We start from the raw sequence: 22,894 nt of genomic DNA on the forward strand, positions 1-22,894 counted from the left end.
CCAAGCATTTTTGATCATAATGAAATCTGTAATGATTCTCAGTATAGTTATTGCTGGACTGCTCGGTGTTGCAGTGCTCTCCACTACAGCATATGCAGCTTCTGCGCCCCAGGTATGCCTAGAGCCATTTCCAAAAGACTCGAGTCTATCGCAGGTAAAAAAAGAACTCTACATCAAAGAGATCAAGGCAGGCATTACTGAATGGGTAAACATGCTAAAGCAACAATCTCCACTCCCAAGAGCAGATAACTGGAAATGGGATATTGACATTGTAGACTATCAAGACGATATCAATTGCAACATTATCATAAAATTCAAAGACAAGCCTGAGGGCGAGGACAGTAAACTAACACTGGGAACTTTTCAGAGAATCGATTCGGTGGGAGTAATCAACATGTATTATTTTACACCATATTCTTGTGAGATTAATCGAGACTCACAGTACATCTATTATGGAATTTGTAGAAGTCCAATTGATCTTGCTACCACTGAAGAGTTTGGTTCTATATTTCGCCATGAGTTTGGACATGCACTTGGGTTGGGTCATGTGAATATCAATACATCACTGATGCATCCAACTTTTGAATTGATTAGCTACAAGGGCAAAATAACTACTGGAGATGTAAAAAATGTCATTGATATGTATCCGAATGGATTTTATTTTCAAAAAAAATCTCCTGAATCTGAAATTATAGAATTAGAAAATCCAAAAAGCATACCAATAATTCCTGATTGGATTCGCAACACTGCTGCATGGTGGTCATATGGGCAAATAGATGATGCCACATTCATTCAGGGGATAGAGTACTTGATTGAAAATAAAATAATCATAATTCCTGAAACTCAAAAAGATACAACAGGAATACAACCAATTCCACAATGGATTAAAAACAATGCAGGATGGTGGGCAGAAGGCGCTATTGATAATGAGACGTTTGTTGCAGGACTGGAATTTTTAATTCAGAAAGGAATTATCTCCATTCCAATATAACAAAATGATTCACCATCCGATTCAGATAATAAAACATATTAGCAAACTCAAAAACTACTACCAATCATATCCTGACTTTGGCATTCTTTCAACCAGAATAAAATCTAAATCCATTCAAATCATCGCCTTGTCGTCTTGTATACAGGATAACTGAATTTTAATTCCGTATCATAACTACCTGCTAATGAAAAAGCATAGTCTGATAATTTTTTTACCATTTCATATAGATCTCCACCAATGACTAATTCATTACTAAATGCAAAATGGTTAATTTTTGAACAAATATTCAAGGGAGGTCCCACCATATCAGGGGAATTGGAACCATTATTACTCATCATCATAATTTGTCCATAATCACAGCTTATTCTATAATTAATTGGTGGAAGATTTTCACGTGTTGCACACATACAAACAAAATCATGAGAGTCAATCATAGCAAGACAACCTTCAAGACATGTCATAAATCCATACTTTCGTCCTTTTGAAGACTCTGGAAAATAAAACAAAAGAGAATCACCAATATTTTTTATTATCATTCCACCAAATCGATTTAACACACGTGCCATTGTATTAAGAAAAATTTCGTAATATTTCGAAGTCTTTGCAATGGATAATTTTGATGAAATTTTTGTGGAATCAACCATGTCAACAATTCCTACACAGTACGATTTTGTCTGACCTGAGAATGCCACCATATAATCTTGAACTTTCATTGTTAGAAATTCAGGTGGAAGTTGTTCTGGTAAAGTATCAAGAGGAACTGGTGGAAGGTGTTGTTGGAATGTGTCTGAAGATATCGGATCTGGAGATACGTCTAAAGGATCAGTGGGCAGTTCTCTAAAAACATTGCATGATATAACAGTAGGAATCAGATAACATCAATTAAAAACGAAATACTTGATCATAAATTTAAGGATGGCGAAAAAGATGTGTTTCGGACATAGAATTGTAAAAATTATAAAATATGTTCAAAATCTTATTGGGTAAATTCAGTAGCGAGTAAAACAGATAGGTTCTCAGTGAATTATGTTTGTGTTAAAAAAAGTGTGAAAAAATCCAGAGCATCTTTTTTTGACAGGTCCTTGTTTTTTGTCTGGCAGTAATTATTTGTAAACGTGCATTTTGGGCAGCCTCCCCATCTTTCCCCTTGTAAGACTAGCTTTTTCTGTTGAGGATCAGTTGGACAGTCACAATCAGATAGCAGAGAGTGACAGGTCTTGAGAATCTTTTCAAACTCTTCATAGATTATCTTGCTGCATCCATTGAAACCATCTGAGGAATTGTCATACAGATAGATGATGCCATTCTCATAGTATACATCAATGTCACTTGATTCAGATTTTGTAATAATTTTTGCAGCATTAATCAGTACGTGAGAGAGGGTGTGAATTCTAGGATCAATTGATATCTGACTTTTTGAATCTGAAGATGATTTGACTAAAAACTCTGAAGGAATTACGATACTTACAGAGGAGTGCTTTGACTTCCAGTTAAAATTCCTCCATGACGATACATTGTTTCCATTAAATGTCTGGAATGTGTCTGTCGAATCATTATAGTTTCCTTTCAGATAACCAGTGATGGTTCTGCTAAGCTCAATTATCCCATAACGAATAGATAGTTTTCTAGAACCTGAAATAATTTCTCTGTGTATTGCGTTTCTCTCTGATGTTTGCAGGATTGAAGTTCTAACTATAGGTATTGTTCTTTTTTGATTCTCATATGACTTTCTCAGATATGCTCTTGCGCCGTTTTGAGATTTTCTCAAAGAGATTACCTCATAGTTTTGCTTGTTAAAATGATAGATTGCATTCTGATGTAGCTGGTAATATCCAACTGGAACGCCACGTGTTCCAATTTTTTTTGAATTCAGATAAATTGCAATCTCGCCAGATGCTCCTCTAAGATTTATGCTGTTTGCAAAGTCAAAGAACTGGGATTTCTCAGAGGTCTGGGCAGATTCTGCTTCAATCTCTACTGATTCAGTGTGTTTCTCTGATATGATAGAATTTTTCTTGTTAATTGGAATGACGTGGTCTTGTGACAAATACTGGTCAATGTGGCGTGCAAAATAGTGGCATGCTGCATCATCAGGATCAAAGACACAGATGGCATATGATTTCTGGCCCATGCGACCTGCCCTGCCAATCCTCTGCACAAAAGAGTCATACTCGTTTTTGAAGGCTGAAATCACCACATCCACATGCCCAATATCGATTCCAAGCTCAAGTGTCGGGGTGCAAGATAGTGCATCAAGTTCACCTGCCTTCATCTGTGCTTCGTAGAGCTTTCTGTTATTTTGATCAAGGCCACCCCTGTGAATCTGAATTCGTATCCCCTCATTTGCAGACTCTACATTTGATGCAAGAAATTCCGAGTCATTGTGTGAGTTGCTAAAGATTAGCTGTGTTGAATGATTCTTGTAACAAATTGATGCTAGCATCTCCATTGTAGTTCTCTGTCCAAACTTTCGCGGCATTACAAATAACATGTGCATGTTCTTTTTTCTTCCCGTGTCACTTTTGATGTAAGAGAATGACTCTTGGGGCAAATCAAACATGTTTGAGAAAAACTCTCTAGAGTTGTCAAGTGTTGCAGATGATCCGACATACTGAACTTCTCCCATGTATCGCTTCATTCTACTCAGTACATGATACACGTTAGAGCCATGAAAGCTTGTGTAAGAATGTGCTTCATCCATTACAATTATCTTTGCGTTTTTGAATAGCTCATTCCATTTCTTGTCTTGCAAAATCAAATGATAATTGATAAAATCAAAGTTTGTTGCAATGATTAGGGATTTTTTTGCAGCATCATCAATTATCATGTCTTTGTATTCTGAGCTTTGTCCCCCGTGAATTGAGTAGACTCCAACTTTGTTTTGCAATCCACATGCATCAATTAGATTTGAGATTTTAGATACCTGATCATCAATTAGTGCATTAAGTGGATAGACTAGTAATGCAAAGACACCAGGTATTGTCTCCTCTGAGATTTTTTGGAGAATTGGAATGCTGAAAGCTTCGGTCTTTCCAGAACCAGTCGGAGCTGAGATTATAGAATTCTTTCCTGAAAGGATTGAGCGAATCGACTCTTCCTGAAACGCAAGCAATCCAGTAAAGCCATACTTTTTGATTCCCTTTAGAATATTCTCAGATAACACATCACTTAGGGTCTCAGTTGGAATCTTTTCAGGCTCGCCTGAGACCATATTCTCATAGTGGACTATTGCAAGCGATTCTTCTTTGTGGCCCTGAATAATCTCGCGAATGATATAATCATCTTCAGCTAGCGACTTTGGAATCTTAGAGATATCAAATAGAATTTCCTCAGGGATTGGAATCTTGTTTTGTACAGTCTCTTTTTTCTTTGCAAATTTCTTTATCTCGTCTGGATAGTATGTTCCAGACTCTTCAGGTCCGTTGCACTGGTGTGGCTCATCAGTTCGCGAATCAATTGGGATAAACTTTCCACTGTCTGATTTGAACTGGTCGTCCCAGTAGATTTCAGCTCCGCATCCTTTGGAGCAAGGCTTTGTTCTTCCAGTATAGTTCATGCCATACGTTGGCCTTTTTGGAGTAACCAGCTCTGGATTGCATTTGGGACAAATCCCAGGTCCGCCAAGGTCTTCAAAGTTCTGAGTCAGTTTAGTGTCACAAGTTGAGCAAAATTTCATGAATGAGTTTTGGAGTAAAAATACCATTAATGAAGATATGAAAAGTTTAGAGTAGACATGTGATCAAAATTGATTCAATGCTCTTTGTGTGGTTTGGGCTTTGTCAAAAATGATCCTGCGATCAAAAATTAATATTCACTCCGGGGGCTAAATCACTACTACTAATCATACCATATGGATAAATCAATAGAGACAATTCCTGAAAGACCAATTCAAGATAGACTAAGACATGCAAGCAGCATTACAGTAGAGTCTGCTCTGCGAAACAAGGTAAACCTGAACGTCTCATGGTATGACGTTCACGGAGAGCAGCAAAGCCAGAAATTCACTATTTCAGCAGGCTCTGTAATAGAATTTTAGAGATTCTATTTTTTCCTTTTTTTATTTTCCAATATCCTTAAGTTGGCATATCACAGATTCCATTCATGGCACGAAAGAAAAAGGAGCTAAAACAGCGCCAGAACCTTCAGTGTCATTGGCATTGTCCCTGTGAGGACTGCAGAACTGATGAGGCCTAATTTTTAAAAATAAAAAAGAATGGTGGTTATCTCTTTTTATCTGGAGAATAACTGCCTACTATTTCTTGTCTTTCACCTTTTGGATCAACTGTGATGTATGTCCATTCCACTTCGGTATAACCAAGTGTTATCTCTTCAGTTGGTAATGGATCACCTGCTGCATTTCCATGAAAAGAATAGCTAGTCACAATTACATCCTTGAGTTTGTAAGTCAAGTATGGTTCTTCTCTTGTTTCTCCAACTGAGCGAGTAAAGTGAATCTCTACTTCGTCAAAGAATTTTCCGTTTGCACAGGATTCAGCAATTTTTGGAGTTGCCTTGTCTAGTTCTCGGACTACCACAATATCTCCAAGAGTTGTATCACCTCTAGATCTTTGTGCGTCCTTTGCTTTTTCATCGACACTTCTAAAAATTGGTGAACTCATTGACTCTATGATAATCCAGTCTTTGTGTTCACGGTCAGTTGCCTCTCCTTTGATGTCGCCAAGTTTCATGAATGCAGCAGCATCTGCTTCAGGAGCAGAGCCAGCTAGAATCATAACTGCGGCAATGGAGCAAAAGGACAGGATTGCTAGTTGTTTGTTCATTAGCGTTGTAGTGAAATCTAATTAATTAAATCTGATCTAGTATCTGCGATCAAATATTACAAATTATATGATTAGGTCTTGACACTGGAAATTTATACGATGCAATGAGTATGTGTGTTATTGTCTGAGAAAACCCTTCCTTCTGATAATACAGATAGCAATTTGCCTGGAAGAGTAGAGGATAGTAATTTTGGATACTATGATGTTCCAGTCAAACCAAAAAGCAGAACCTTAGGGATTGCTATAGTTGCCTTTGTACTGGTTTCAGCAGGATTCTTTTCGTACTATTTTATGAATCAAAGTCAGATTGATTCGGAGATTCTAGATAATACCTTGCCACTGACTGCTGAGCAAAAGATGGTCAGTCAGTATGGGGTAGGAGAGTTTGGCAGTGATCATGCACATGCTGCAATTGCAGTCTTTGTTGATGGAGTGCAGTTAAACTTTGGACTGCCTGATTTTCAGCTGCAAAGCAAGTACATTCACTTTGAGAATAACAATCCATATCTGATTCACAAGCATGCAACTGGCGTTCCATTAGACATGCTGTTCTCATCAGTTGGACTGGAGATTACTCCAGAGTGTATTGGTTCGAGATATCTTGCAAGTGATTTGCTTTGCGCTGATTCAAAAAAGTCTATTTCATTTTTGATTAATGGAAAATATTATTCCGAGATTTCCTCATATGAGATAAGACACAACGATAGGATTATGATTTCATTTGGGGATTCTGAAGAGATTTCAAAGGAGTTGAAATATTTGGAATCACTTGAGATTCATGACATTCCAAATCGATACAAGCTGGTTCCTGGAAAGGATATCTTTGTATAGTTTGATTATTTTATTTTGGGATTTTCAAAGATTAGATTTAATATCAATATTCTTAAGGTCAATTAAGATTTAGAATAATATGATTCCAAAAGGTGACATACCTGGTGTATGTGTTGATTGTGGACACAACATCATGTATTCTAAAAAGTCCATGCAGACTCATGGGGAATTGTTGAAGAAACATCGATGTCCAAAATGTGGTAATTTTGCATTAAAGACACTAAGTAAAGACGTGTAATTGTAAGAATTCCTTTTCAGACATTAGATGTAGAATATCATAACTATGCAGAACTATGCAGTTTTTTCAAAAATTGTCAATCTAGTATAAAAGAACTATTAAAAAATACGCCAAATGTCGCAGAAAAATTAGTTCTCTTAAGGAAAATAGTCTTATCAATATGCATGGCGTTACAAACAAAATCAAAAAGGGGTGGACCATACCCAAAACAAGAGCAAGAGAAGCGCAGAAAACAGGTGTACGAACTTCATTTTGAGAAGGGATTTTCTGCACTCAGCATTGCAAATCAACTTGATGTCAATCGGAATACAATCAATGAGGACATCAAATACTGGCAGATGCAGATAGCATCACAGTTCAAAGGTCAAGATCTTGGAGGAGTAATTCTCAAGCAGATTGAGCGGCAAGAGATTCAGAGAAGAAGGTTGCTTGAGATTCTAGATAGTGTAAAAACTGACGAGAAACTCCGGATTGAAAAGATGATCTTTGATATGGACTACAAGATAACAGGTCTTGTCTCAAAGATTGCAGAGAGAAAAATTTCAATCCAATATGAGCAAAAAGAAATACCACAAGAAGAGATAACTCAGATTCTAAAAGAAATTCTCTTCTCAGAGAGAGTGATTCATCCAGAGTGTTTAAGCGAAGAGGAAATACAAAAGGAGATTTTTTCAAATATTCCTCAAAATAGGATGCGGAAATTTAGTATTCCAATTATGATGCATGTTTATCTCTAGGATCTATCTCCAAAGATTTGTTAAAGCACTCCATTGATTCCTCATATCTACCAAGACTTCTCAATGCAACTCCCTTGTGATTCCACAAATCCGGATCATTCTGATTCAACAGTAGCGCCTGCTCAAAGAAGCCAAGTGCGGCATCAAACTCCCCATCTTCCAAGGATTTCTGACCTTTTGCAACTAGTTCCTTTATCTCATTCACAACATACAATGACAATCATTTCTATTAAATCTGAAATCACACTAAAAATACTCTTCAAAACTAAACAAACATTCAGCCAAACCATCAAAATTTAAATAAATTTTTCAATATGGTATTGTATGACACTGGACAAGACAGACGAAAAGATTCTCAAAAATCTAATGGTTGATGCAAGGCTGTCTGCAAGACAGATGGCACTAAAACTAGGAATGTCAACAGTTACCGTCCTATCTAGAATCAAAAAGCTAGAAAAAGAAAAGATCATCAAAGGGTATACTGCAATTATTGATCATGAAAAACTAGGATATTCATTAACTGCAATAATTGAGGTCATGGCAAAAAACGACAAGATTCTAGGAATTGAAGATGAAATCTCAAAGTTTGAAAATGTCTGCGGAGTTTACGATATTACGGGCTCAACTGACACCATAGTTATTGCAAAGTTCAAGGAGAGAAACGAGTTGAGTAGTTTTGTAAAAAGTTTGGCTGCAATTCCAAATGTGGAGAACACAATTACACATGTAGTACTAAATACTACAAAAGAAGATTTCAGATTAACATAAGTGAGAATCATGAAAAAGGCCAGTCTCTTCATATTTGTAATGATTATTTTTGCAACTGCACAAACTGCCAATGCACAAAAGACTTTGGATATGGAGTTGGAAGTAACTGATGAAGAAAAGATTATGCTCTTCTCAGGATTCATCATTGCAATACTTGCAGTGTTTTTGTTTCTAGCTAGAGACATCATACTGAGAAGAAAGACAACATATGACAAAGATGATCTTGAATCAAAAAAAGACAAGACATTTGAGAAATATCACTCTGACTGGGGAGATGACTATGAGGAGTTGGGAAAGAGAAAGAACACGCCAGAGGATAAAAAATTCAGAGAAGCAGCTCTTAATGATGAGCTGCCAAACTATTATGAGATTCTAGGTGTCACTCCAGATGCAACACCAGATGAGATTAAAAGTAAATTCAGAGAATTGGCAAAAAAGACTCATCCAGATAAAACAAAAGCAGATTCAGAAGAAGAGATGGCAAAAATTAACAAAGCTTACGAGATACTATCAGACAAAGAGAGCAGAGAAAGATACGATAAATACTTCAAAGTAAGCTAGACTGATTCTATCTTTACAATAATCATACTCAGCTCAATTGATGTTGGAGTCTGCACACTGTTTGTAAGATTTGTAATGATTTCAAGATTCACCGAATCAATGCTGGTTTCAATTTTTAGATCTGCAAACTCTGTGTTTGGTCCTAGCATCTTTTTGGTCAATAACGGTACCACTGAGAGATCCTCAATTACCCCCTTCATCTTGTAGGCAAATTTCTCTGAAAAGTAGACACCGCCACGTGTGGTAGGCTCATTTACAGGGATAGGAGAATTCGTAATAGATACGCCAGTAATGGGGTATTTCTTGTCATTAAGAGATAGTGTGAATTTCAGAGGAGAAGTCTCGTTTGATTTCATTAGTTTTTCAAGCAAATCGGGGTTAACTGACATTCAAGTGATACCCATTTCATAATTCTATTGAATCTTTCTAAGATATCATAAAAAACCAGAAAAGACGGATCATCTTTAAAAACAATAATTTTACCATTTTAGTATTGCAACAGTTTGCAAACACTGTTTCGATGAGAAATGAAATTCTCAGTCTGATGGTAGAAAACGGGTTAGATGACGATTGTTATGTCGAGATGCTAGACTATACCATCGACCTTTTTGAGAGCCAAGGCCTCGGAACAGACTACTATGGATATCACAACATCAATCATGAGCTAGAAGTAACATACGTATCACTGCTAGCTGCAAAACAAGAAAAGATTCTGTTATCCCCTGAAGATGTAAAGTATCTATTCATCTCAGCTTTGTTTCATGACTTTGATCCTCAAAAAAATGTAGACAAACCTCACGAAGAAAGTGTCTTGAGATTTATCTCAATGGATAGAAAGCTCCAAGATTTACTAAAAAGTGCAAATGTAGATTTGGAAATTATCAAGGTTCTAATTTTGAGAACAACATATCCATGGAGTGGTGAGCTAAAAAGAAACGCACTTGCACAAATCAAACAATGCTTTGAGAAATCAGATTTGACAAGGAACAGCAAACAAAAACAACAACACATCATGGATATGGGATGGTATCTATCAGTAGTCGATAGAATTAGCGGTTATGCATTAGGTGACTTTTCAAAAGCCATGAGCATGGCAAAGATGAATGCACATGCACTTGCATGGATGCCATCACTAATTGTCAGAAGTGCAGTTGCATATTTTGAAGAACTGCTCAACAAGGAAACTGACATGGCAAGAGAGGTTCTCAAAGTGCTTCCAAAAGAGATGAGAAAGAACTTTTTTGACACTGTTTTGTCGTTTATGAGAATCAGACAACAAGAGATTACAATTCAGGCAAACTATGCATATGACAATCTCAAACTAGTACCAACAATTGAGAACATGACTACACGATCAAATCCAAATTTTATTAAAAACCTGTATGAAATATTTCAAGAGCTTCCAACACCATTGCAGTTTGGAAAAGAAAATTTTGAGAAGTCAGTCAAAAATCCAGAGGTAATTCTCAACACACTTCGATTAAATGACTGCCATGGAGAAATAGTAGGTTTCTCAAAAGGTGGACCACTAGAGAACTACAAGCTGCGCGAAGAGATAAGAGATGAAAATTATGGTCTTAACAACACAGTGTTTCTTGAACCACTTGCACTAAAGATGGGCTACTGGGGATTAAAGGGAGGAAGTGAAATGCGCCACTTGTTTATCATGCAGTCTCATTCTATGAAATACAAGTACCTGACAAGCTTTGCACTTAGAGATGTCATCAGAGCAAGAATTGACAAAGAGCAGGCAGAATTTGTAAACTTGTTTGATCCTGAACGTTGGGATTACTATAGAATCAAAATTTAGATTCAACAAATGAAAAATAACATTCTTCAAGAATTGCAATCATCAATTAGAGGGCAAGTCCTATTTGGTGATGAATTTAGGAACTACTACTCTGTGGATGCCAGCTCTTACCAATTAATTCCAAAAATTATTGTCGTGGCAGATAATGAAAACGATGTTGTAAACACAGTCAAGATTGCAAAGAAATTCAAGACTTCAGTTACTGTAAGAGGTGCAGGAACTGGGCTTGTGGGAAGCGCATTGAATAATGGTATAATTCTTGATTTGAAAAAATTAGATTCAGTTAAAATTTTAAAAAATTACATCAAGGTTGGCCCAGGCGTGATTAAAGGAAAGTTGGATATAATTTTGAATCGCAGCAAAATGTTTTTTCCTCCAAATCCATCAATTGGTTCATTTTGTACTGTCGGTGGAATGATTGGAAATAATTCTAGTGGAAGTAGAAGTCTAAAGTATGGAAGTGTAATTGACAATGTCTCAGAGATAAAATTTGTAAACGGTGTTGGAAAAATAATAACACTGCCAAAAAACAAAACAGTTTCTAAAAAAATTTTAAAACATTCATCTTGTGCACAGCTAGAAAAGTTTCCAAATGTTTCAAAAAACTCTTCAGGGTACAGATTAGACAAAATAAAAAACACAAGTGATGCTCACAAAATAATTATTGGCTCTGAAGGAACACTAGGAATAGTACTATCTGCGACACTTAAAATAAAACAAAATCCCAAAAAAAGAATTTTGCTAATCATCGAATATGACTCAATTAAAACAGCAGCTGAGAACTGCATTGATATCAACAAAACACATCCATCAGCAATAGAATTTGTAGATAAAACAACTCTGAGACAAATCAATTATAATTTTAGCAAAAAAACAAAGTGCTTGCTTTTTGTAGAATACGATGATAATATCACCTCAAATCTAAAATTAATCAAATCAATAACTACAGGAAGAATAATTCAAAAGTTGCAAAAAACATCAGACATTCAAAAATGGTGGAGATACAGAGACTCTTCACTGCATTACAGCTTAAAGGCGATCAAAAAAGAAAAAAGAATCCCCCACATCATCGAAGATGCAGCAGTTCCACTGGAGAAACTCCCAAGATTGTTTTCAATTCTAGATAAGATCAATGCAAAATACAAAACAAAATCCATTGCATATGGACATGCCGGCAATGGCAATATTCATGTCCGATTAATGTCAGATAGAAAAAATCCCAAGTTAATCAAAAAAATTGCAATAGAGTATTTCCAAGAAATTATCAAAATTGGAGGGACAATTACTGCTGAGCATGGAGACGGGTTGGCACGCTCAGAATTTGTGCGCAACCAGTATGGCGATAAAAACTACAAAATATTCAAGGAACTCAAAGATTTCTTTGATCCATACAACATACTGAATCCAGGAAAGAAGATATCAAAAACCAGTACAGTGGTTATGAATTTAGTCAAATAATTGTCTCATTTTGATTCCAAATCAAAAAAATCAATTCAGAAACGCTTTATTAACAAAAAATTTGTCCAAAATATCGTGGTAAGTAAGGGCGTCGGATTAGTAATTGCATTACTAGTAGTGACAATTAGTTTCACCCCAGCATTTGCATTAACAGAATTAGAAAGAGTTACAATTACAGATCCAAGATTAGAAAATGGTGTTGGGGTTAAAATGGGAAATGATGTAAATGTAAATCAACATATTCAAATTTCTGCCACCATACAAAATAATCAAGATAAGGTTCAAGATTTTTTATACGCAGTTCAGATTAAAGATCAAGAAGGTTTTGTTGTTGCTCTTAGTTGGATAGCAGGACTACAATTAACTCCAAATCAAAAATTTAATCCATCAATATCATGGTTACCAACTGAAGAAGGAGAATTTAATGTAGAGATTTATGTTTGGAATGATTTCAAAAACAAAATTGATGAATTGGGTTTTAGTGCATTGTCAGATTATTCTACATTCGTCATCAGAGTTAGTTAGTTTTTTACAAAATTTTAAAAGTACAATTTTGTCAATTATTTAACAAATACGAAGAATTTATTCCCAAATTTGTACAAAATATGTTCAAAACAGAAAAAACTGCTTGAAATCATTCCTATTAAGATCTGAGGTTTGCCTCTTAGTGAAAAAAGTTCAACAAGTTCTCGCTAATAGAAGTTTGAGCCTATTGCAAGCATGACAATAGGATATTGTGTTAAGTGCCGAGACAAACGAGAAATCGGTGGCGCAAAACCATACACCATGAAAAATGGCAAACCTGCAATCAAAGGCACATGCCCAAAATGCAGCACAGCCATATTCAGAATCGGTAGAGGATAAAATTTTCACAAGAGAATTTTAGTACTGCCATTCATCAGTGAGACCATTCCATAGTGAACGCATTGGGGATGGATCTTTTTCTATTTCTTCTGTAATTCTATTTTTTAAAACAAAGAAAAAATTCTCTAGCGCATCAATTCCACCATCATCATACAATTCTTTTCCAATTTCTGAAATTCTCTTGTGCTTTTCAGCAATCTCTGAAGAGTTAGGGTTTTGTAGACAAAAAGTCATCAGATCGATTAATTCTTCTTCTAGCATGAAATCCATGAAAAACGTCTACATCATAGGCGATAAAAAGTATTATCTGGCATTACATCGTTTCTAGAAGAAAAACCATCAAAAATCATTTGAGGACAAGCTTACAGTAATGAGAAGACAGCATTAGTTTTTAGATGGTCCTAGAATTACGTTTCCATTAATATCTGAACAAGTAGAGATTTCAGCCAAAATTACAATTCCACTTTAAGATAATTTTCGTTGAACTTACATAGATTCATCTAATTTATTGGGTGAAAGTAGAGCAGTTAAGAATAAAAAAAGATAGAGTGTCTATACTATACAAAGTTCGATTACTTTGTGGATAGCTATTGTTCCTGAATTTGTAATTGATCCGTTACACAAATTGTGTATGTTTCCCCAATTGGTGATTGTATTACTATTAGAAAACAACCCTTCATTTAGGATTGTATCGAAGTTCATAACTGGACCACTGTTGGTAAACGTGCCAGATGTCATGATGGTGCCACTGTTAACCAAGTTCAATGAGTTGGTAAATGTGCCGCTACTAATCAGTACACCGTCTGGACCTACTTTGATAGCACCAGATGTTGTAATTACACCAGTACTAATCAAATGACCATTATTTTGGATAACACCTGTTGGACCATTTGTTATAGTTCCAGATGAGGTTATCGCACCAAAATTACTAAATGGGCCGCTATTTGTTATTGTACCCTTAGCGCTATCAACAATACCATTATTGGTAAATTCACCAGATGTTGTAATTACACCGCCACTTGCGATGTGGATTGTTCCATCATTTACGATAACGCCACTGCTAGTTACGGTTCCAATGTCAAAGTTGACACCAGATCCAATGATTAGTTTGTCAGTTGGGCCAATTACCAAAGTTGCTACTGTACATGTCGAAGTAACAGAGTTCCACGTTCCACCTACTGCTGGAGCTTTACAAGATATTTCACTATTAATTGTAGTAACTAATGCTGCTGCATCTTGAGCAGAAAAAGCTACCATAGAAATCAATACTGCTAATACAGGAAGTATTAGAATTTGTTTTGTTCTTGTCATTGCATATTTTATGAAAATTTCGCTATTAACTCACGCTGACATGAATGTTGGTTTAATGTACATAATTGAAATTAACATGGACATAATTGTCAATAGATGAATTAACAAAATTGGAAACACCCGACATCATATTGTGAATAATTATATCGTATTTTGCATTAAGGAAATTCTAACAAAGAATCATCACCAGATAAATTCGACATCACAGTTATCGACACAGGTGTAATCAATTAGTTAGAATTCTCAATAATTTTAATCATATGTGTTTTGTCAGCTTTGCATACTTTAATGATCTTTAAGTTCAAATTCATTTTCTTGTCTTCAATTATTTTTTCTAATTCTGAAATCTTTTTCTTCATCAAGCAGATAGTTATCAAAACACGCTAATAAGAGAAACTTATGTTTATGTCAATAAACATACAGAATTATCAGCGTTTTCTAAATATGCTAGATGCAGATTTAAGGCATGTCAAGAAGTGATTATAAAACTATCAGCGTCAAAGTGAAAACTTTTGTGAAATTTTTAAAAAGTGTAAAAATTGCACGGAAAAAATATTCCACAATTACCAATACTAAATTCCTTGATCATCTCCTTGATCTTGAAAAATCCAATTAGATATGAGCATATCACTATTTGTTTAATTTTACTATTTTTGCTCAAGATTTCCATCAAACAATACAATAATTGAGTAAAATGACAAATCATAAAGGATAACTAACACGGTACACTTAACCCATAAGCATAAATTCCATTGTCAAGGTTTGAAACAACATATGAACATAGATTCCCATATTGAAAATGCGGCAAGAGCAATTCACAATGCAAAAATGGTTAGAAACTCTTCTAAAAAAATTCTATTAAAAAGATCAAATAACAATCCTGATCACATTAAAGAATTAAGAAAGATTATGCAAGGCGTAATTTCAAATACAGATAAAGCAATGAAGGGAGCCAAATTAGCAGAGTCTAGAGCAAAATCCAGATTAGCAGCAGTAAAAAAAGAAATAGCAAAAACCATAACCCATACTAGAAATGCAAAATATGCTGCAATCGCTTCACAAAAATCAGCTAGTGCGGCATTGATTACATCAAAGAAAATGACAAATCCACAACTCGTAAGTAAGCATCAAAAGACATACAATATTCAGATAGAAGCAGCAATTCGTGCGGCCAAAGTTGCTGAAAAAGAAACACACAAAGCTACAATAGCTTCAAGAACAGCTAGAGTCGCTGCAAGAATGGCATTAAAAGAACTACAAATATAGTTAAAATTGAGACTTTAGTTTTAATTCAATTTATGAGACTCGCTAGCAAATTTATAATTTTAATATTTTTTGTATGGTATTTTTTCTATTACGTAATGTTACAGTAGATACTCCTGAAATTTCAGAGAATTCATTCTGAGAAACATTTCCCCCCATCAGCATGGATGCTAGATATAATGATGCAGCAGCTTGTCCAATTGGATTCTTTCCAGCAGCAGAGCCACATTTTTCAATATCATACAATATCTTCAAAGCATAACGTTTAGTTTTCTCTGAAATACCCAGATCATTGGATAATTTAGTCAGAAATGACGATATATTGTATTGAGGCAGATTCAGATTAAATTCATCAATTAATACTCTTACGGATTTTTGTAGATACTTTTTTGTAATGTTACCTTTCTCAGAAATTTCATCAAGACTTCTAGGAGTCATAGTTTGTCTACATGAGATATACAAAGAGGCAGCCATCAACTGATTGGAACTTCTGCCTTTGATCAATTGATGTTTTTGTGCTTTTCTAAACAATGAGCATGCGATTTCCAATGTATTCTCAGAAACACCTAGTTTTTCTTTTAGCCCGTTTAGAAAAGTCAAAGATTTTACAAGTGTTCTTTGTGATGATTTTTTTGTTTTACTTCTATTATCCAATAGCCTAAGTCGATTAAATTTTGATTTGTTAAATGAGCTTAATGGCTTTCCTGTAGAGTCTTTATCTTTCCCAATGATTGATGACATTCCTTTGTCATACATTGTAAGGGATTGTTTGGGACCAACTTGACTCTTACTCATAAAATCATCTAGACTGTGAAGAGACATTCCATTATGATTATCTAGTTTTTCTTCAATGACAGTACCACAATCAGAACAAAAAATTTCGCCATTAAATGTATCTGTAATCAAATTGTGTTTATCATAATTATTTAATTGACATTTCTGTAACATATTACATATAACAGTTTTTGTCTATTAAACCCCAATAAAATTAGTTCCAGCTATCACACATACAAAATACAACGGAACTGTCAACACATAATTGAATTTCTTACAGTAAACTTTGTCTTTCCCGTAATTACAAAGTTAAGTTATGTTCTCATTCTATAGAATGAGAAAAGAACTGTTAAAATCAATAAAAACTAAAACACATACGTATTAGGCTGATTGATATTTTAGCATAGATTTCTAGTTCCAGTCATCTTCCCAACTGTTTTCCAAATATTGAGGAGCAGTGTGATCAATCTCTTTTAATTCAACAATTGGGATGAATTTATGACAATTTGTACATTCATACATGTTTTTGAGGCCTACCATTCTAACTTTGGCCTCATGAGAGCAAGTTTCTCGAACAACTACACAATATTCCAAAATTACCTTTTATGGATCCCAATGACAATCACAGTTGCATCATCTTTGGCAATGCACTCTTGCAATCTGAACAAATTTTTTGACCATATGATTGCATTGTATTCATACAGTCAATAGTCAGTTCAACCTAATTAACCTGTAACTTAGAAAACTCTTTAAGCAAAATTGCGCCAATAATAATACGTAGTGGTGTGAGTTTGCATATCTGTAAAGAAGGACTGAATTAACTACTCAGCTACGTAAAATTATCAGATTTCAAATTTTTTACATCAATTAAATTTTCAAACGGATTATGGCCAAACTTAGATAAACAATTTCCTTAGTGTCATAGGGACAAATCCCAAAAAAATCTATTGCAGAGCAAGTCTATTTTTAATTTAATTTTAGTGTGAGTTAATTTAGATAAAAATAAAATATTATGGAGAATAAGCTCCCTCTTGTTTAGTCACTTGACCATAACCAGGATCAATATTTTCAACATCTGTTTTGATCTCAGATACCAGATCCTTTGCATCTTGTTCAGTAACTACATTTTGGTCAGACATTGCATATATGCCAATACCTCCGGCTGCAACAGCTATAACTGCTATGACCATAATCAAAATTTTGTTAGACGATTTTTTTTGTTCTGTACTTGTCATGACATTATTTTAAAAAATTAGGTATTAAGTGACCCGCACATAATTGTAATTGAAGATAATACATTTGTCAACAATGTGGACAAATATGTCAGTTATAACAATAGAATATCAAATAATTTTTGAAATCAATTTTGCAAAATCTCGACCAGTTTTTGTTAGAGTAATGTTGATCTTATTTTCCTCAATTGTAGATTCAACTAGACCCTTTTTCTCCATCCAAACAATGTGTTTTGCAAGTCTTGCATAGTTTAGTTTGGTATCAAGGGCTAACTGTGTTTTACCACTAGAGGGGTTTTCCATCATAAATTTTACTATACGCATAAGAGTTTTCATGCTTGGATCAAAAGAAGCTGCAAGAGATTTTGTTTTTAGAATTTGTATAACTTTCGGATTGACAATCTTCCCCAATATTGAAACCAATTATTTAACAAATTCACTGCTTATAACCTAGTCTCAAATAACAGGCATGAGAATTCTACAGTTTAAGAGAAAGCTTGCTTTTGGCACTAATTGCAACTATACTTACAATCGATACAACCAAAATCATCATTGCTATAGTCCCAAATTCTGGAACCACATTAACCTCAAGGGATTCTCCATGAGGGCCAGTCAAAGGAATGTTTACTCCAGTTCCTTGCAGTGTAATCTTGATGTTTACATTCTCATTGCTAGGTAATGCCTGTGTAAGATGATCACCAATTGCGATTTTTTGATTAATCATTGTTTTATCTAAAACCACTTGATCGTTTTGAGTCACCAAAATATCATAGTTTACATCATAAATCTCTAGACCATTTTTATCAGTGAATCTAACATTGATCGTCATGTGTTCTCTCTCCACAGGTTCTGTAGATGTAATAAATATCCAGGTAGAACCATCATATGAAACGGTTTCCATTTTTATCATAGAGCCTGCATGGTTTGCACCAAGACTAAAAGGGGAAGGGATTACGACTTCCTGAGCAAAAGTATTTTGACTGAAACTAGACATGACTAATACAGAAACAATTGCAATAAGAAAGCCATATGTAAAATTCATTTTCGTAGTATGTAATTTAGATGATATAGACAATACATGATCTTATTTTATAGAGTATTAACCTACGCTGACATACTTGTTAGTTTTGTGTACACGTATGTCAATTTTAACATCAGATTAAAAATATTCAATATTTTTCAAAGATAATTATTTTTCTAAAAATCTATTTTTCCCATTGTCATAATCGTACAACCACAATAAAAAATCAATATACAGAATCTATTGTCTTTTATAGTATGAGGATGTAATGTAAATATGTCTTTTAGAAGATGCATTCATTGCGGTATAGAATATGAGAGTCTACGAAATGATTCAACATGTTCATCTATTTGTGCACAAGAAGTAGGCAAATAATCACATTCTAGCAATTATTGATACGGCAAAAATAGAATTATCAAAATCACAATTAAGTGAAAAAGCATACCATACCGAATTGTTGCATCTTAATTAACCAGAAGCAGCCTAGTAATGTATGGCGGAAACATCAAATCAAATTACAGAACTATTAAATGAAATTAATACTGAGTTAGAAAGTCAGATTTCCTTGGTAAAAAGTACAGATGGTAAACCAGATTCAAGAAAACTTGTTCACCAGTCAAATTCACTAAACGATATTCTAAAAACGTCTGAGATTATCCAAGAAAACAAATCAATGCTGAAAAAATTTGCGCTAACTCTTCAAGAGGGTTCAACCATCAAGAGTCTCAGGTACAAAAAACAAGATCTTGAAAGAATCTTTTGCAACCTAAATGGCATCTAAAAAATCTGCCGTCAAATAATGATTATTACCCATTAATCTTTTGATGCCTAAAATTGTAATGACATCTCTTATTACAAAACCAATCAAGTCCGCCCAAGTATTCAACATTATCAGACTTGCCACAAAAGGTACATTTTATAAAATTCTTCATAATTTTTTCTTTGTTCACACTATCTGAATTTAGTTTAGTACTCTTTAGTATATCTATTTTCAAATTAGTCAGAAAATATTGTACTAATTAACAGTACACCAAACTAAACATTCAACAACACAGTATTGTTCCAATCTATGCATGGCATAATAATAGAGACTATTGTTCTTTGAGTCGATTTATCAAAATTGTCAAATGACAAGCATGAAAAAACAAATGGAAATTATGGTGTATATACTAGTAATACAATACAAATCAATGAGTTTCAATTCAGACAAAGAAAAAACACCCAACATAATTGACATGCTTTTGAGCAAAAATCCGGACAAAACAATGGATTCGGACACGCTGATAAGAAACGTGCAAAACAGAATTAACAATGCACTGGAAGAAGGATATCAATATACTAGAGTAATTGATTCGTCTGAAAAATTTCTGAGAAAAAATGTATTTGGACAAATAAACATGGCAGTGCTGTATGTGGACATTGTAGGCTCTACTAAAATGAGTATGACATTGCCGCCTGACAAGCTATCGACGCTAATTAGTTCATTTTCTCAAGAAATGTCGTACGTGATTGAACAGTTTCACGGATTTGTTCTAAAATTTGTCGGAGATGCAGTGATTGGATATTTTGTAGAAAATGAGGCAGACAAAATACCTGCTGCATACAATACAGTAGCCTGTGCAGAATCTATGATAAAGGTAGTAAAACAAGGAATAAATCCAATCCTAATTGAAAAAATGGCGCTCTCTGAGATTAGCATAAAGATTGGAATTGATTTTGGCAATAACACAGTGGTCAGATATGGCGCGGATGAACAAAAGGCTTATGTAGATTTGCTTGGACCTGCAATGAATGTGGCATCAAAGATACAAAATTTGGCAAAACCAAACCAGATCATAGTTGGTCAAGACATATACAATAAACTAGACCCATACATGCAAGAGTTTTTCTTGGACATGACAGATGAATTAGAACATCCTTTGAAGCATTATTCAAATGATCAGGAGAAAAATTATCATGTTTACAGATACAAATACCAATGAATTGTGTCAAATCAGTTTCAAAATTTTCCAAATCAATCCATTATAACCTTAATACAAACAACTACCAAACAATATGATGTCAAAAGTAACATTTGAAAATACAGCTCATTGGGAATCTACAAGCAAGCATATTCTGAGTATTCCAGAAATCAGATTTGTTGGAGTCATAAACAACATGGGCAATCTTATTGCAGGTAATTACAAAAAGGGAATCATTCCAATTGCAGAAATCGAACAATACAAGATCTGTATGGGGCACGCATTAGAATTATTTATGAAAAAGGATCTTGATGCCGTTTTAGGGCAGTTAGAATACATAATATCAAAAAGAAAGAACATAAAGATAATTACGATTCCAGTGAGCAATTATTTGGTATTAGTTTCTGCTAAATCCACTACAAAGATAGAGCCAATAATTGATGAGATTGTTGGATCTTTGAAGTATTTGCAGCATGTAAAGTAGAAGAAATTATCCCAAATCAGTGGGATTCCCGATCACTTAGTTTGTTATACTCGAGCATAATTTGAGGAAGCCTATCTCCAGGATTTTTAGATATGTCGTATTTTTTACAATATAGAAAATAGTTTGGCCAGTTATTTTTTGCAGATTCCAAAAAATTCTCTCCTATCATATCATCATGCCACTCTATAATACTCAGACCATATGCAAAAAACCTACAAAGATATTTCCCGATTCCCTTCGGAATTTTGCCATTAATGTCTAAAAACGCAATCTCATCGAGGGTATTCAGATAATCATAGGCATATCGTTTACAGTCCTCAGTAGTTCTGAGAACAGAATTTTTGTTAAGACGGGTAGTCAAGTCCTCATGGAATCCCCTTAGCAGTTGGGCATATGAGGCCTTTGTATTTTCATGAATGCTCTTCCATGTAATAATCACCATTGAGACAAACATTGATGCAGTTATGGAGCTGACTACAATTGCAATTATAGGCAAATCAATGCTTGCAGATAGTTGCAAGAAAAGGTTTGAAATATTATCCAAAAATATTCCTACTGTTTTTTTCTATTATCAAATAATTGTAAATCAAGTTTTGTGAAAAGTTCATCATACTATCATGGTTCCCAATGACAATCGCAATTGCATCCATTCTGACATCTGACTCTCTTGCAGTCAGTGCAGGTTTTTTGTCTCCATGAAGGGGCAGTATTCATAATACTAGTAGTTACTTCATCTTAATTAACCCACATCTACCAATTACGCTAGTTCTTAAGTGAGTAACGTGTAATAGAATCATGCTTGAAATGAACAATCTAAGGTCTTGTGAGAAATGCGGCAACGTATTTTTGAAGCAAATCAATGAAAATGAAGTAAACAGATGCCCTGCATGCAACGTCTGGAAAAAGGAATCCATTTAATGAATTTCAAAATTAATCCTCATCTTAAAAAAATTCTCCACGTGTTTCTTCACCACAACATAGCTAAGAAACATTATTGGTGAACTGAAAAGTAATCATCAAAATTGCAATAATAATGATCTAAGTTTGTAATTATGTTTTTATTTTTTAATTTTTAAAATTATTTTATCCCATGAAAAGGGTGTAATAGTGTGTTATTCTATTTGTCTGATTTTGGAGCTTCTTTCTTTGGCTCTTCTTTCTTTGGTTCTTCTTTTTTGTCATCATTTGCGACGACTATTGTTGGGTTTGTTTCATTTGTCATACTATATAGTATCTTATCAGTAATATATACCCGCGCATTATAGTCTATAGTTAATTAAAATAAATATAGAAAATCAGGCATGAGTTAGAAAATTACTCCGGTATATATCAGCAAGAATAACATCAATAGTATGTTCGAAAAAATAATTAAAAAACTCAAATTCGGTTCTTGTAAAACTGCAAAAGTAGATGATGTAAATTCATTCAAAGAACACCAAAAGAAAAATGAAAATTCAGTGAAATGAAATACAGTTGTAAAGAGTGCAATTTCAAATGGGAAGGAACATCATACACTTTTGACAAAGTTCGTGATCATGAAAAGACACATGTTGCCAATGTCATCAAAGTAAAAATACCAAGGAGAAAAACAAAGTAATGACTATTCGATGCAGGGTTTGCAATGCTGTAAAAAATACACAATCCGATAATAATGAAAAGTGGGAATGCCAAACTTGTGGGAATTTACTTGATGAGCAAGGATGCGTTATTGTATCATAACAAGTTCAACCTTTTAGAAAAAACAATCTCGTCAGTTAAAAGATGATATACTAGGACAGGCCGTAGTATGTGTGTCAAATCAACTGTATT

General features: G+C 34.4%; 30 protein-coding genes. 16 read left to right on the plus strand and 14 right to left on the minus strand.

The features are described 5' to 3' along the window. The first annotated feature begins 19 nt into the window (after positions 1 to 19). Entirely contained in the window at positions 20 to 991 is a 972-nt protein-coding gene (locus ACX119_RS05855) for a matrixin family metalloprotease (RefSeq protein ID WP_459350366.1), read from the plus strand. 119 nt (positions 992 to 1,110) lie between these two features. Here ACX119_RS05855 and ACX119_RS05860 read toward each other — a convergent pair whose 3' ends face one another. Beyond that, positions 1,111 to 1,704 carry an adenylate/guanylate cyclase domain-containing protein gene (locus ACX119_RS05860; protein WP_459350367.1) on the minus strand — a complete coding sequence of 198 codons (594 nt, stop codon included), beginning with the start codon at positions 1,702 to 1,704 and terminating at the stop codon, positions 1,111 to 1,113. Positions 1,705 to 2,015: 311 nt separating this feature from the next. Then, positions 2,016 to 4,667 carry a DEAD/DEAH box helicase gene (locus tag ACX119_RS05865; protein WP_459350368.1) on the minus strand — a complete coding sequence of 884 codons (2,652 nt, stop codon included), beginning with the start codon at positions 4,665 to 4,667 and terminating at the stop codon, positions 2,016 to 2,018. Positions 4,668 to 4,841: 174 nt separating this feature from the next. On the opposite strand from ACX119_RS05865, the gene ACX119_RS05870 reads away from it, so the two are divergent. Beyond that, positions 4,842 to 5,027, plus strand: a complete 186-nt coding sequence (locus ACX119_RS05870; RefSeq protein ID WP_459350369.1) for a hypothetical protein — start codon at positions 4,842 to 4,844, stop codon at positions 5,025 to 5,027. A gap of 184 nt (positions 5,028 to 5,211) precedes the next feature. Here ACX119_RS05870 and ACX119_RS05875 read toward each other — a convergent pair whose 3' ends face one another. Then, positions 5,212 to 5,772 (minus strand): Hcp family type VI secretion system effector, encoded by a 561-nt coding sequence (locus ACX119_RS05875; RefSeq protein ID WP_459350370.1) that lies wholly within the window; start codon positions 5,770 to 5,772, stop codon positions 5,212 to 5,214. A 114-nt stretch (positions 5,773 to 5,886) separates the two neighbouring features. Between ACX119_RS05875 and ACX119_RS05880 the strand changes: the two genes are divergently transcribed. From ACX119_RS05880 to ACX119_RS05890, 3 genes are all read left to right on the plus strand, one after another. Then, positions 5,887 to 6,603, plus strand: coding sequence for a hypothetical protein (locus ACX119_RS05880; RefSeq protein WP_459350371.1), 717 nt, complete (start codon positions 5,887 to 5,889; stop codon positions 6,601 to 6,603). Positions 6,604 to 6,682: 79 nt separating this feature from the next. Beyond that, the gene (locus ACX119_RS05885; protein WP_459350372.1) at positions 6,683 to 6,841 is read left to right on the plus strand and encodes a hypothetical protein; all 159 of its coding nucleotides are present in this window, start codon (positions 6,683 to 6,685) and stop codon (positions 6,839 to 6,841) included. A 164-nt stretch (positions 6,842 to 7,005) separates the two neighbouring features. Beyond that, entirely contained in the window at positions 7,006 to 7,578 is a 573-nt protein-coding gene (locus ACX119_RS05890) for a hypothetical protein (protein WP_459350373.1), read from the plus strand. On the opposite strand, the gene ACX119_RS05895 is transcribed toward ACX119_RS05890, so the two are convergent. Then, positions 7,556 to 7,783: a tetratricopeptide repeat protein gene (locus tag ACX119_RS05895; protein ID WP_459350374.1), complete on the minus strand. Its 228-nt coding sequence runs from the start codon at positions 7,781 to 7,783 to the stop codon at positions 7,556 to 7,558. The genes ACX119_RS05890 and ACX119_RS05895 overlap by 23 nt on opposite strands. Before the next feature lie 119 nt (positions 7,784 to 7,902). On the opposite strand from ACX119_RS05895, the gene ACX119_RS05900 reads away from it, so the two are divergent. Both ACX119_RS05900 and ACX119_RS05905 read left to right on the plus strand, forming a co-directional pair. Further along, positions 7,903 to 8,346: an Lrp/AsnC family transcriptional regulator gene (locus ACX119_RS05900; RefSeq protein ID WP_459350375.1), complete on the plus strand. Its 444-nt coding sequence runs from the start codon at positions 7,903 to 7,905 to the stop codon at positions 8,344 to 8,346. Between the two features lie 9 nt (positions 8,347 to 8,355). After that, on the plus strand, positions 8,356 to 8,907 hold the full coding sequence (locus ACX119_RS05905) for a DnaJ domain-containing protein (protein WP_459350376.1): 552 nt from the start codon (positions 8,356 to 8,358) through the stop codon (positions 8,905 to 8,907). On the opposite strand, the gene ACX119_RS05910 is transcribed toward ACX119_RS05905, so the two are convergent. Then, a complete protein-coding gene (locus ACX119_RS05910) occupies positions 8,904 to 9,296 on the minus strand; it encodes a hypothetical protein (protein WP_459350377.1) in 393 nt (130 codons plus the stop codon). The genes ACX119_RS05905 and ACX119_RS05910 overlap by 4 nt on opposite strands. A gap of 104 nt (positions 9,297 to 9,400) precedes the next feature. Between ACX119_RS05910 and ACX119_RS05915 the strand changes: the two genes are divergently transcribed. The 4 genes from ACX119_RS05915 to ACX119_RS05930 all read left to right on the plus strand — a co-directional run bounded on the left by ACX119_RS05915 (position 9,401) and on the right by ACX119_RS05930 (position 13,039). Continuing rightward, on the plus strand, positions 9,401 to 10,717 hold the full coding sequence (locus tag ACX119_RS05915) for an HD domain-containing protein (RefSeq protein WP_459350378.1): 1,317 nt from the start codon (positions 9,401 to 9,403) through the stop codon (positions 10,715 to 10,717). A 9-nt stretch (positions 10,718 to 10,726) separates the two neighbouring features. Further along, entirely contained in the window at positions 10,727 to 12,175 is a 1,449-nt protein-coding gene (locus ACX119_RS05920; RefSeq protein WP_459350379.1) for an FAD-binding oxidoreductase, read from the plus strand. A gap of 75 nt (positions 12,176 to 12,250) precedes the next feature. After that, positions 12,251 to 12,700 (plus strand): hypothetical protein, encoded by a 450-nt coding sequence (locus tag ACX119_RS05925; protein ID WP_459350380.1) that lies wholly within the window; start codon positions 12,251 to 12,253, stop codon positions 12,698 to 12,700. Positions 12,701 to 12,895: 195 nt separating this feature from the next. After that, positions 12,896 to 13,039 carry a DUF5679 domain-containing protein gene (locus ACX119_RS05930; RefSeq protein WP_297592095.1) on the plus strand — a complete coding sequence of 48 codons (144 nt, stop codon included), beginning with the start codon at positions 12,896 to 12,898 and terminating at the stop codon, positions 13,037 to 13,039. 18 nt (positions 13,040 to 13,057) lie between these two features. On the opposite strand, the gene ACX119_RS05935 is transcribed toward ACX119_RS05930, so the two are convergent. The 3 genes from ACX119_RS05935 to ACX119_RS05945 form a co-directional block, all read right to left on the minus strand. Beyond that, entirely contained in the window at positions 13,058 to 13,309 is a 252-nt protein-coding gene (locus ACX119_RS05935; protein ID WP_459350381.1) for a hypothetical protein, read from the minus strand. 282 nt (positions 13,310 to 13,591) lie between these two features. Further along, on the minus strand, positions 13,592 to 14,350 hold the full coding sequence (locus ACX119_RS05940) for a transporter (protein ID WP_459350382.1): 759 nt from the start codon (positions 14,348 to 14,350) through the stop codon (positions 13,592 to 13,594). A gap of 230 nt (positions 14,351 to 14,580) precedes the next feature. After that, positions 14,581 to 14,709 carry a hypothetical protein gene (locus ACX119_RS05945; RefSeq protein WP_459350383.1) on the minus strand — a complete coding sequence of 43 codons (129 nt, stop codon included), beginning with the start codon at positions 14,707 to 14,709 and terminating at the stop codon, positions 14,581 to 14,583. Positions 14,710 to 15,124: 415 nt separating this feature from the next. On the opposite strand from ACX119_RS05945, the gene ACX119_RS05950 reads away from it, so the two are divergent. Further along, complete coding sequence (locus ACX119_RS05950) at positions 15,125 to 15,616, plus strand: hypothetical protein (protein WP_459350384.1); 492 nt, start codon at positions 15,125 to 15,127, stop codon at positions 15,614 to 15,616. A gap of 51 nt (positions 15,617 to 15,667) precedes the next feature. Here ACX119_RS05950 and ACX119_RS05955 read toward each other — a convergent pair whose 3' ends face one another. The 5 genes from ACX119_RS05955 to ACX119_RS05975 form a co-directional block, all read right to left on the minus strand. Further along, positions 15,668 to 16,561, minus strand: a complete 894-nt coding sequence (locus ACX119_RS05955; protein ID WP_459350385.1) for a transcription initiation factor IIB — start codon at positions 16,559 to 16,561, stop codon at positions 15,668 to 15,670. A 237-nt stretch (positions 16,562 to 16,798) separates the two neighbouring features. After that, complete coding sequence (locus ACX119_RS05960; protein WP_459350386.1) at positions 16,799 to 16,981, minus strand: hypothetical protein; 183 nt, start codon at positions 16,979 to 16,981, stop codon at positions 16,799 to 16,801. A 416-nt stretch (positions 16,982 to 17,397) separates the two neighbouring features. After that, positions 17,398 to 17,577: a hypothetical protein gene (locus ACX119_RS05965; protein WP_459350387.1), complete on the minus strand. Its 180-nt coding sequence runs from the start codon at positions 17,575 to 17,577 to the stop codon at positions 17,398 to 17,400. Between the two features lie 153 nt (positions 17,578 to 17,730). Next, positions 17,731 to 17,925, minus strand: a complete 195-nt coding sequence (locus tag ACX119_RS05970; protein WP_459350388.1) for a winged helix-turn-helix domain-containing protein — start codon at positions 17,923 to 17,925, stop codon at positions 17,731 to 17,733. Between the two features lie 172 nt (positions 17,926 to 18,097). Then, a complete protein-coding gene (locus ACX119_RS05975) occupies positions 18,098 to 18,661 on the minus strand; it encodes a PEFG-CTERM sorting domain-containing protein (RefSeq protein ID WP_459350389.1) in 564 nt (187 codons plus the stop codon). A gap of 472 nt (positions 18,662 to 19,133) precedes the next feature. On the opposite strand from ACX119_RS05975, the gene ACX119_RS05980 reads away from it, so the two are divergent. From ACX119_RS05980 to ACX119_RS05990, 3 genes are all read left to right on the plus strand, one after another. Further along, complete coding sequence (locus ACX119_RS05980; protein WP_459350390.1) at positions 19,134 to 19,421, plus strand: hypothetical protein; 288 nt, start codon at positions 19,134 to 19,136, stop codon at positions 19,419 to 19,421. Positions 19,422 to 19,830: 409 nt separating this feature from the next. Further along, entirely contained in the window at positions 19,831 to 20,622 is a 792-nt protein-coding gene (locus ACX119_RS05985) for an adenylate/guanylate cyclase domain-containing protein (RefSeq protein WP_459350391.1), read from the plus strand. A 76-nt stretch (positions 20,623 to 20,698) separates the two neighbouring features. Further along, entirely contained in the window at positions 20,699 to 21,085 is a 387-nt protein-coding gene (locus ACX119_RS05990; protein WP_459350392.1) for a DUF6659 family protein, read from the plus strand. Positions 21,086 to 21,101: 16 nt separating this feature from the next. On the opposite strand, the gene ACX119_RS05995 is transcribed toward ACX119_RS05990, so the two are convergent. Then, complete coding sequence (locus ACX119_RS05995) at positions 21,102 to 21,629, minus strand: hypothetical protein (RefSeq protein WP_459350393.1); 528 nt, start codon at positions 21,627 to 21,629, stop codon at positions 21,102 to 21,104. A gap of 918 nt (positions 21,630 to 22,547) precedes the next feature. Here ACX119_RS05995 and ACX119_RS06000 point away from each other — a divergent pair. After that, positions 22,548 to 22,682, plus strand: coding sequence for a hypothetical protein (locus tag ACX119_RS06000; protein ID WP_459350394.1), 135 nt, complete (start codon positions 22,548 to 22,550; stop codon positions 22,680 to 22,682). The last annotated feature ends 212 nt before the right edge of the window (positions 22,683 to 22,894 follow it).

This window comes from Nitrosopumilus sp. S4, from assembly GCF_054515835.1.

Bases quoted from the DNA above. Each gene is read 5' to 3' on its own strand.
- ACX119_RS05855 (WP_459350366.1), top strand. From the start codon at position 20: ATGAAATCTGTAATGATTCTCAGTATAGTTATTGCTGGACTGCTCGGT.
- ACX119_RS05860 (WP_459350367.1), bottom strand. From the start codon at position 1,704: ATGAAAGTTCAAGATTATATGGTGGCATTCTCAGGTCAGACAAAATCG.
- ACX119_RS05865 (WP_459350368.1), bottom strand. From the start codon at position 4,667: ATGAAATTTTGCTCAACTTGTGACACTAAACTGACTCAGAACTTTGAA.
- ACX119_RS05870 (WP_459350369.1), top strand. From the start codon at position 4,842: ATGGATAAATCAATAGAGACAATTCCTGAAAGACCAATTCAAGATAGA.
- ACX119_RS05875 (WP_459350370.1), bottom strand. From the start codon at position 5,772: ATGAACAAACAACTAGCAATCCTGTCCTTTTGCTCCATTGCCGCAGTT.
- ACX119_RS05885 (WP_459350372.1), top strand. From the start codon at position 6,683: ATGATTCCAAAAGGTGACATACCTGGTGTATGTGTTGATTGTGGACAC.
- ACX119_RS05890 (WP_459350373.1), top strand. From the start codon at position 7,006: ATGGCGTTACAAACAAAATCAAAAAGGGGTGGACCATACCCAAAACAA.
- ACX119_RS05900 (WP_459350375.1), top strand. From the start codon at position 7,903: ATGACACTGGACAAGACAGACGAAAAGATTCTCAAAAATCTAATGGTT.
- ACX119_RS05905 (WP_459350376.1), top strand. From the start codon at position 8,356: ATGAAAAAGGCCAGTCTCTTCATATTTGTAATGATTATTTTTGCAACT.
- ACX119_RS05910 (WP_459350377.1), bottom strand. From the start codon at position 9,296: ATGTCAGTTAACCCCGATTTGCTTGAAAAACTAATGAAATCAAACGAG.
- ACX119_RS05920 (WP_459350379.1), top strand. From the start codon at position 10,727: ATGAAAAATAACATTCTTCAAGAATTGCAATCATCAATTAGAGGGCAA.
- ACX119_RS05930 (WP_297592095.1), top strand. From the start codon at position 12,896: ATGACAATAGGATATTGTGTTAAGTGCCGAGACAAACGAGAAATCGGT.
- ACX119_RS05935 (WP_459350381.1), bottom strand. From the start codon at position 13,309: ATGGATTTCATGCTAGAAGAAGAATTAATCGATCTGATGACTTTTTGT.
- ACX119_RS05940 (WP_459350382.1), bottom strand. From the start codon at position 14,350: ATGACAAGAACAAAACAAATTCTAATACTTCCTGTATTAGCAGTATTG.
- ACX119_RS05945 (WP_459350383.1), bottom strand. From the start codon at position 14,709: ATGAAGAAAAAGATTTCAGAATTAGAAAAAATAATTGAAGACAAGAAA.
- ACX119_RS05950 (WP_459350384.1), top strand. From the start codon at position 15,125: ATGAACATAGATTCCCATATTGAAAATGCGGCAAGAGCAATTCACAAT.
- ACX119_RS05955 (WP_459350385.1), bottom strand. From the start codon at position 16,561: ATGTTACAGAAATGTCAATTAAATAATTATGATAAACACAATTTGATT.
- ACX119_RS05965 (WP_459350387.1), bottom strand. From the start codon at position 17,577: ATGGTCATAGCAGTTATAGCTGTTGCAGCCGGAGGTATTGGCATATAT.
- ACX119_RS05970 (WP_459350388.1), bottom strand. From the start codon at position 17,925: ATGATGGAAAACCCCTCTAGTGGTAAAACACAGTTAGCCCTTGATACC.
- ACX119_RS05975 (WP_459350389.1), bottom strand. From the start codon at position 18,661: ATGAATTTTACATATGGCTTTCTTATTGCAATTGTTTCTGTATTAGTC.
- ACX119_RS05980 (WP_459350390.1), top strand. From the start codon at position 19,134: ATGGCGGAAACATCAAATCAAATTACAGAACTATTAAATGAAATTAAT.
- ACX119_RS05985 (WP_459350391.1), top strand. From the start codon at position 19,831: ATGAGTTTCAATTCAGACAAAGAAAAAACACCCAACATAATTGACATG.
- ACX119_RS05990 (WP_459350392.1), top strand. From the start codon at position 20,699: ATGTCAAAAGTAACATTTGAAAATACAGCTCATTGGGAATCTACAAGC.
- ACX119_RS06000 (WP_459350394.1), top strand. From the start codon at position 22,548: ATGAAATACAGTTGTAAAGAGTGCAATTTCAAATGGGAAGGAACATCA.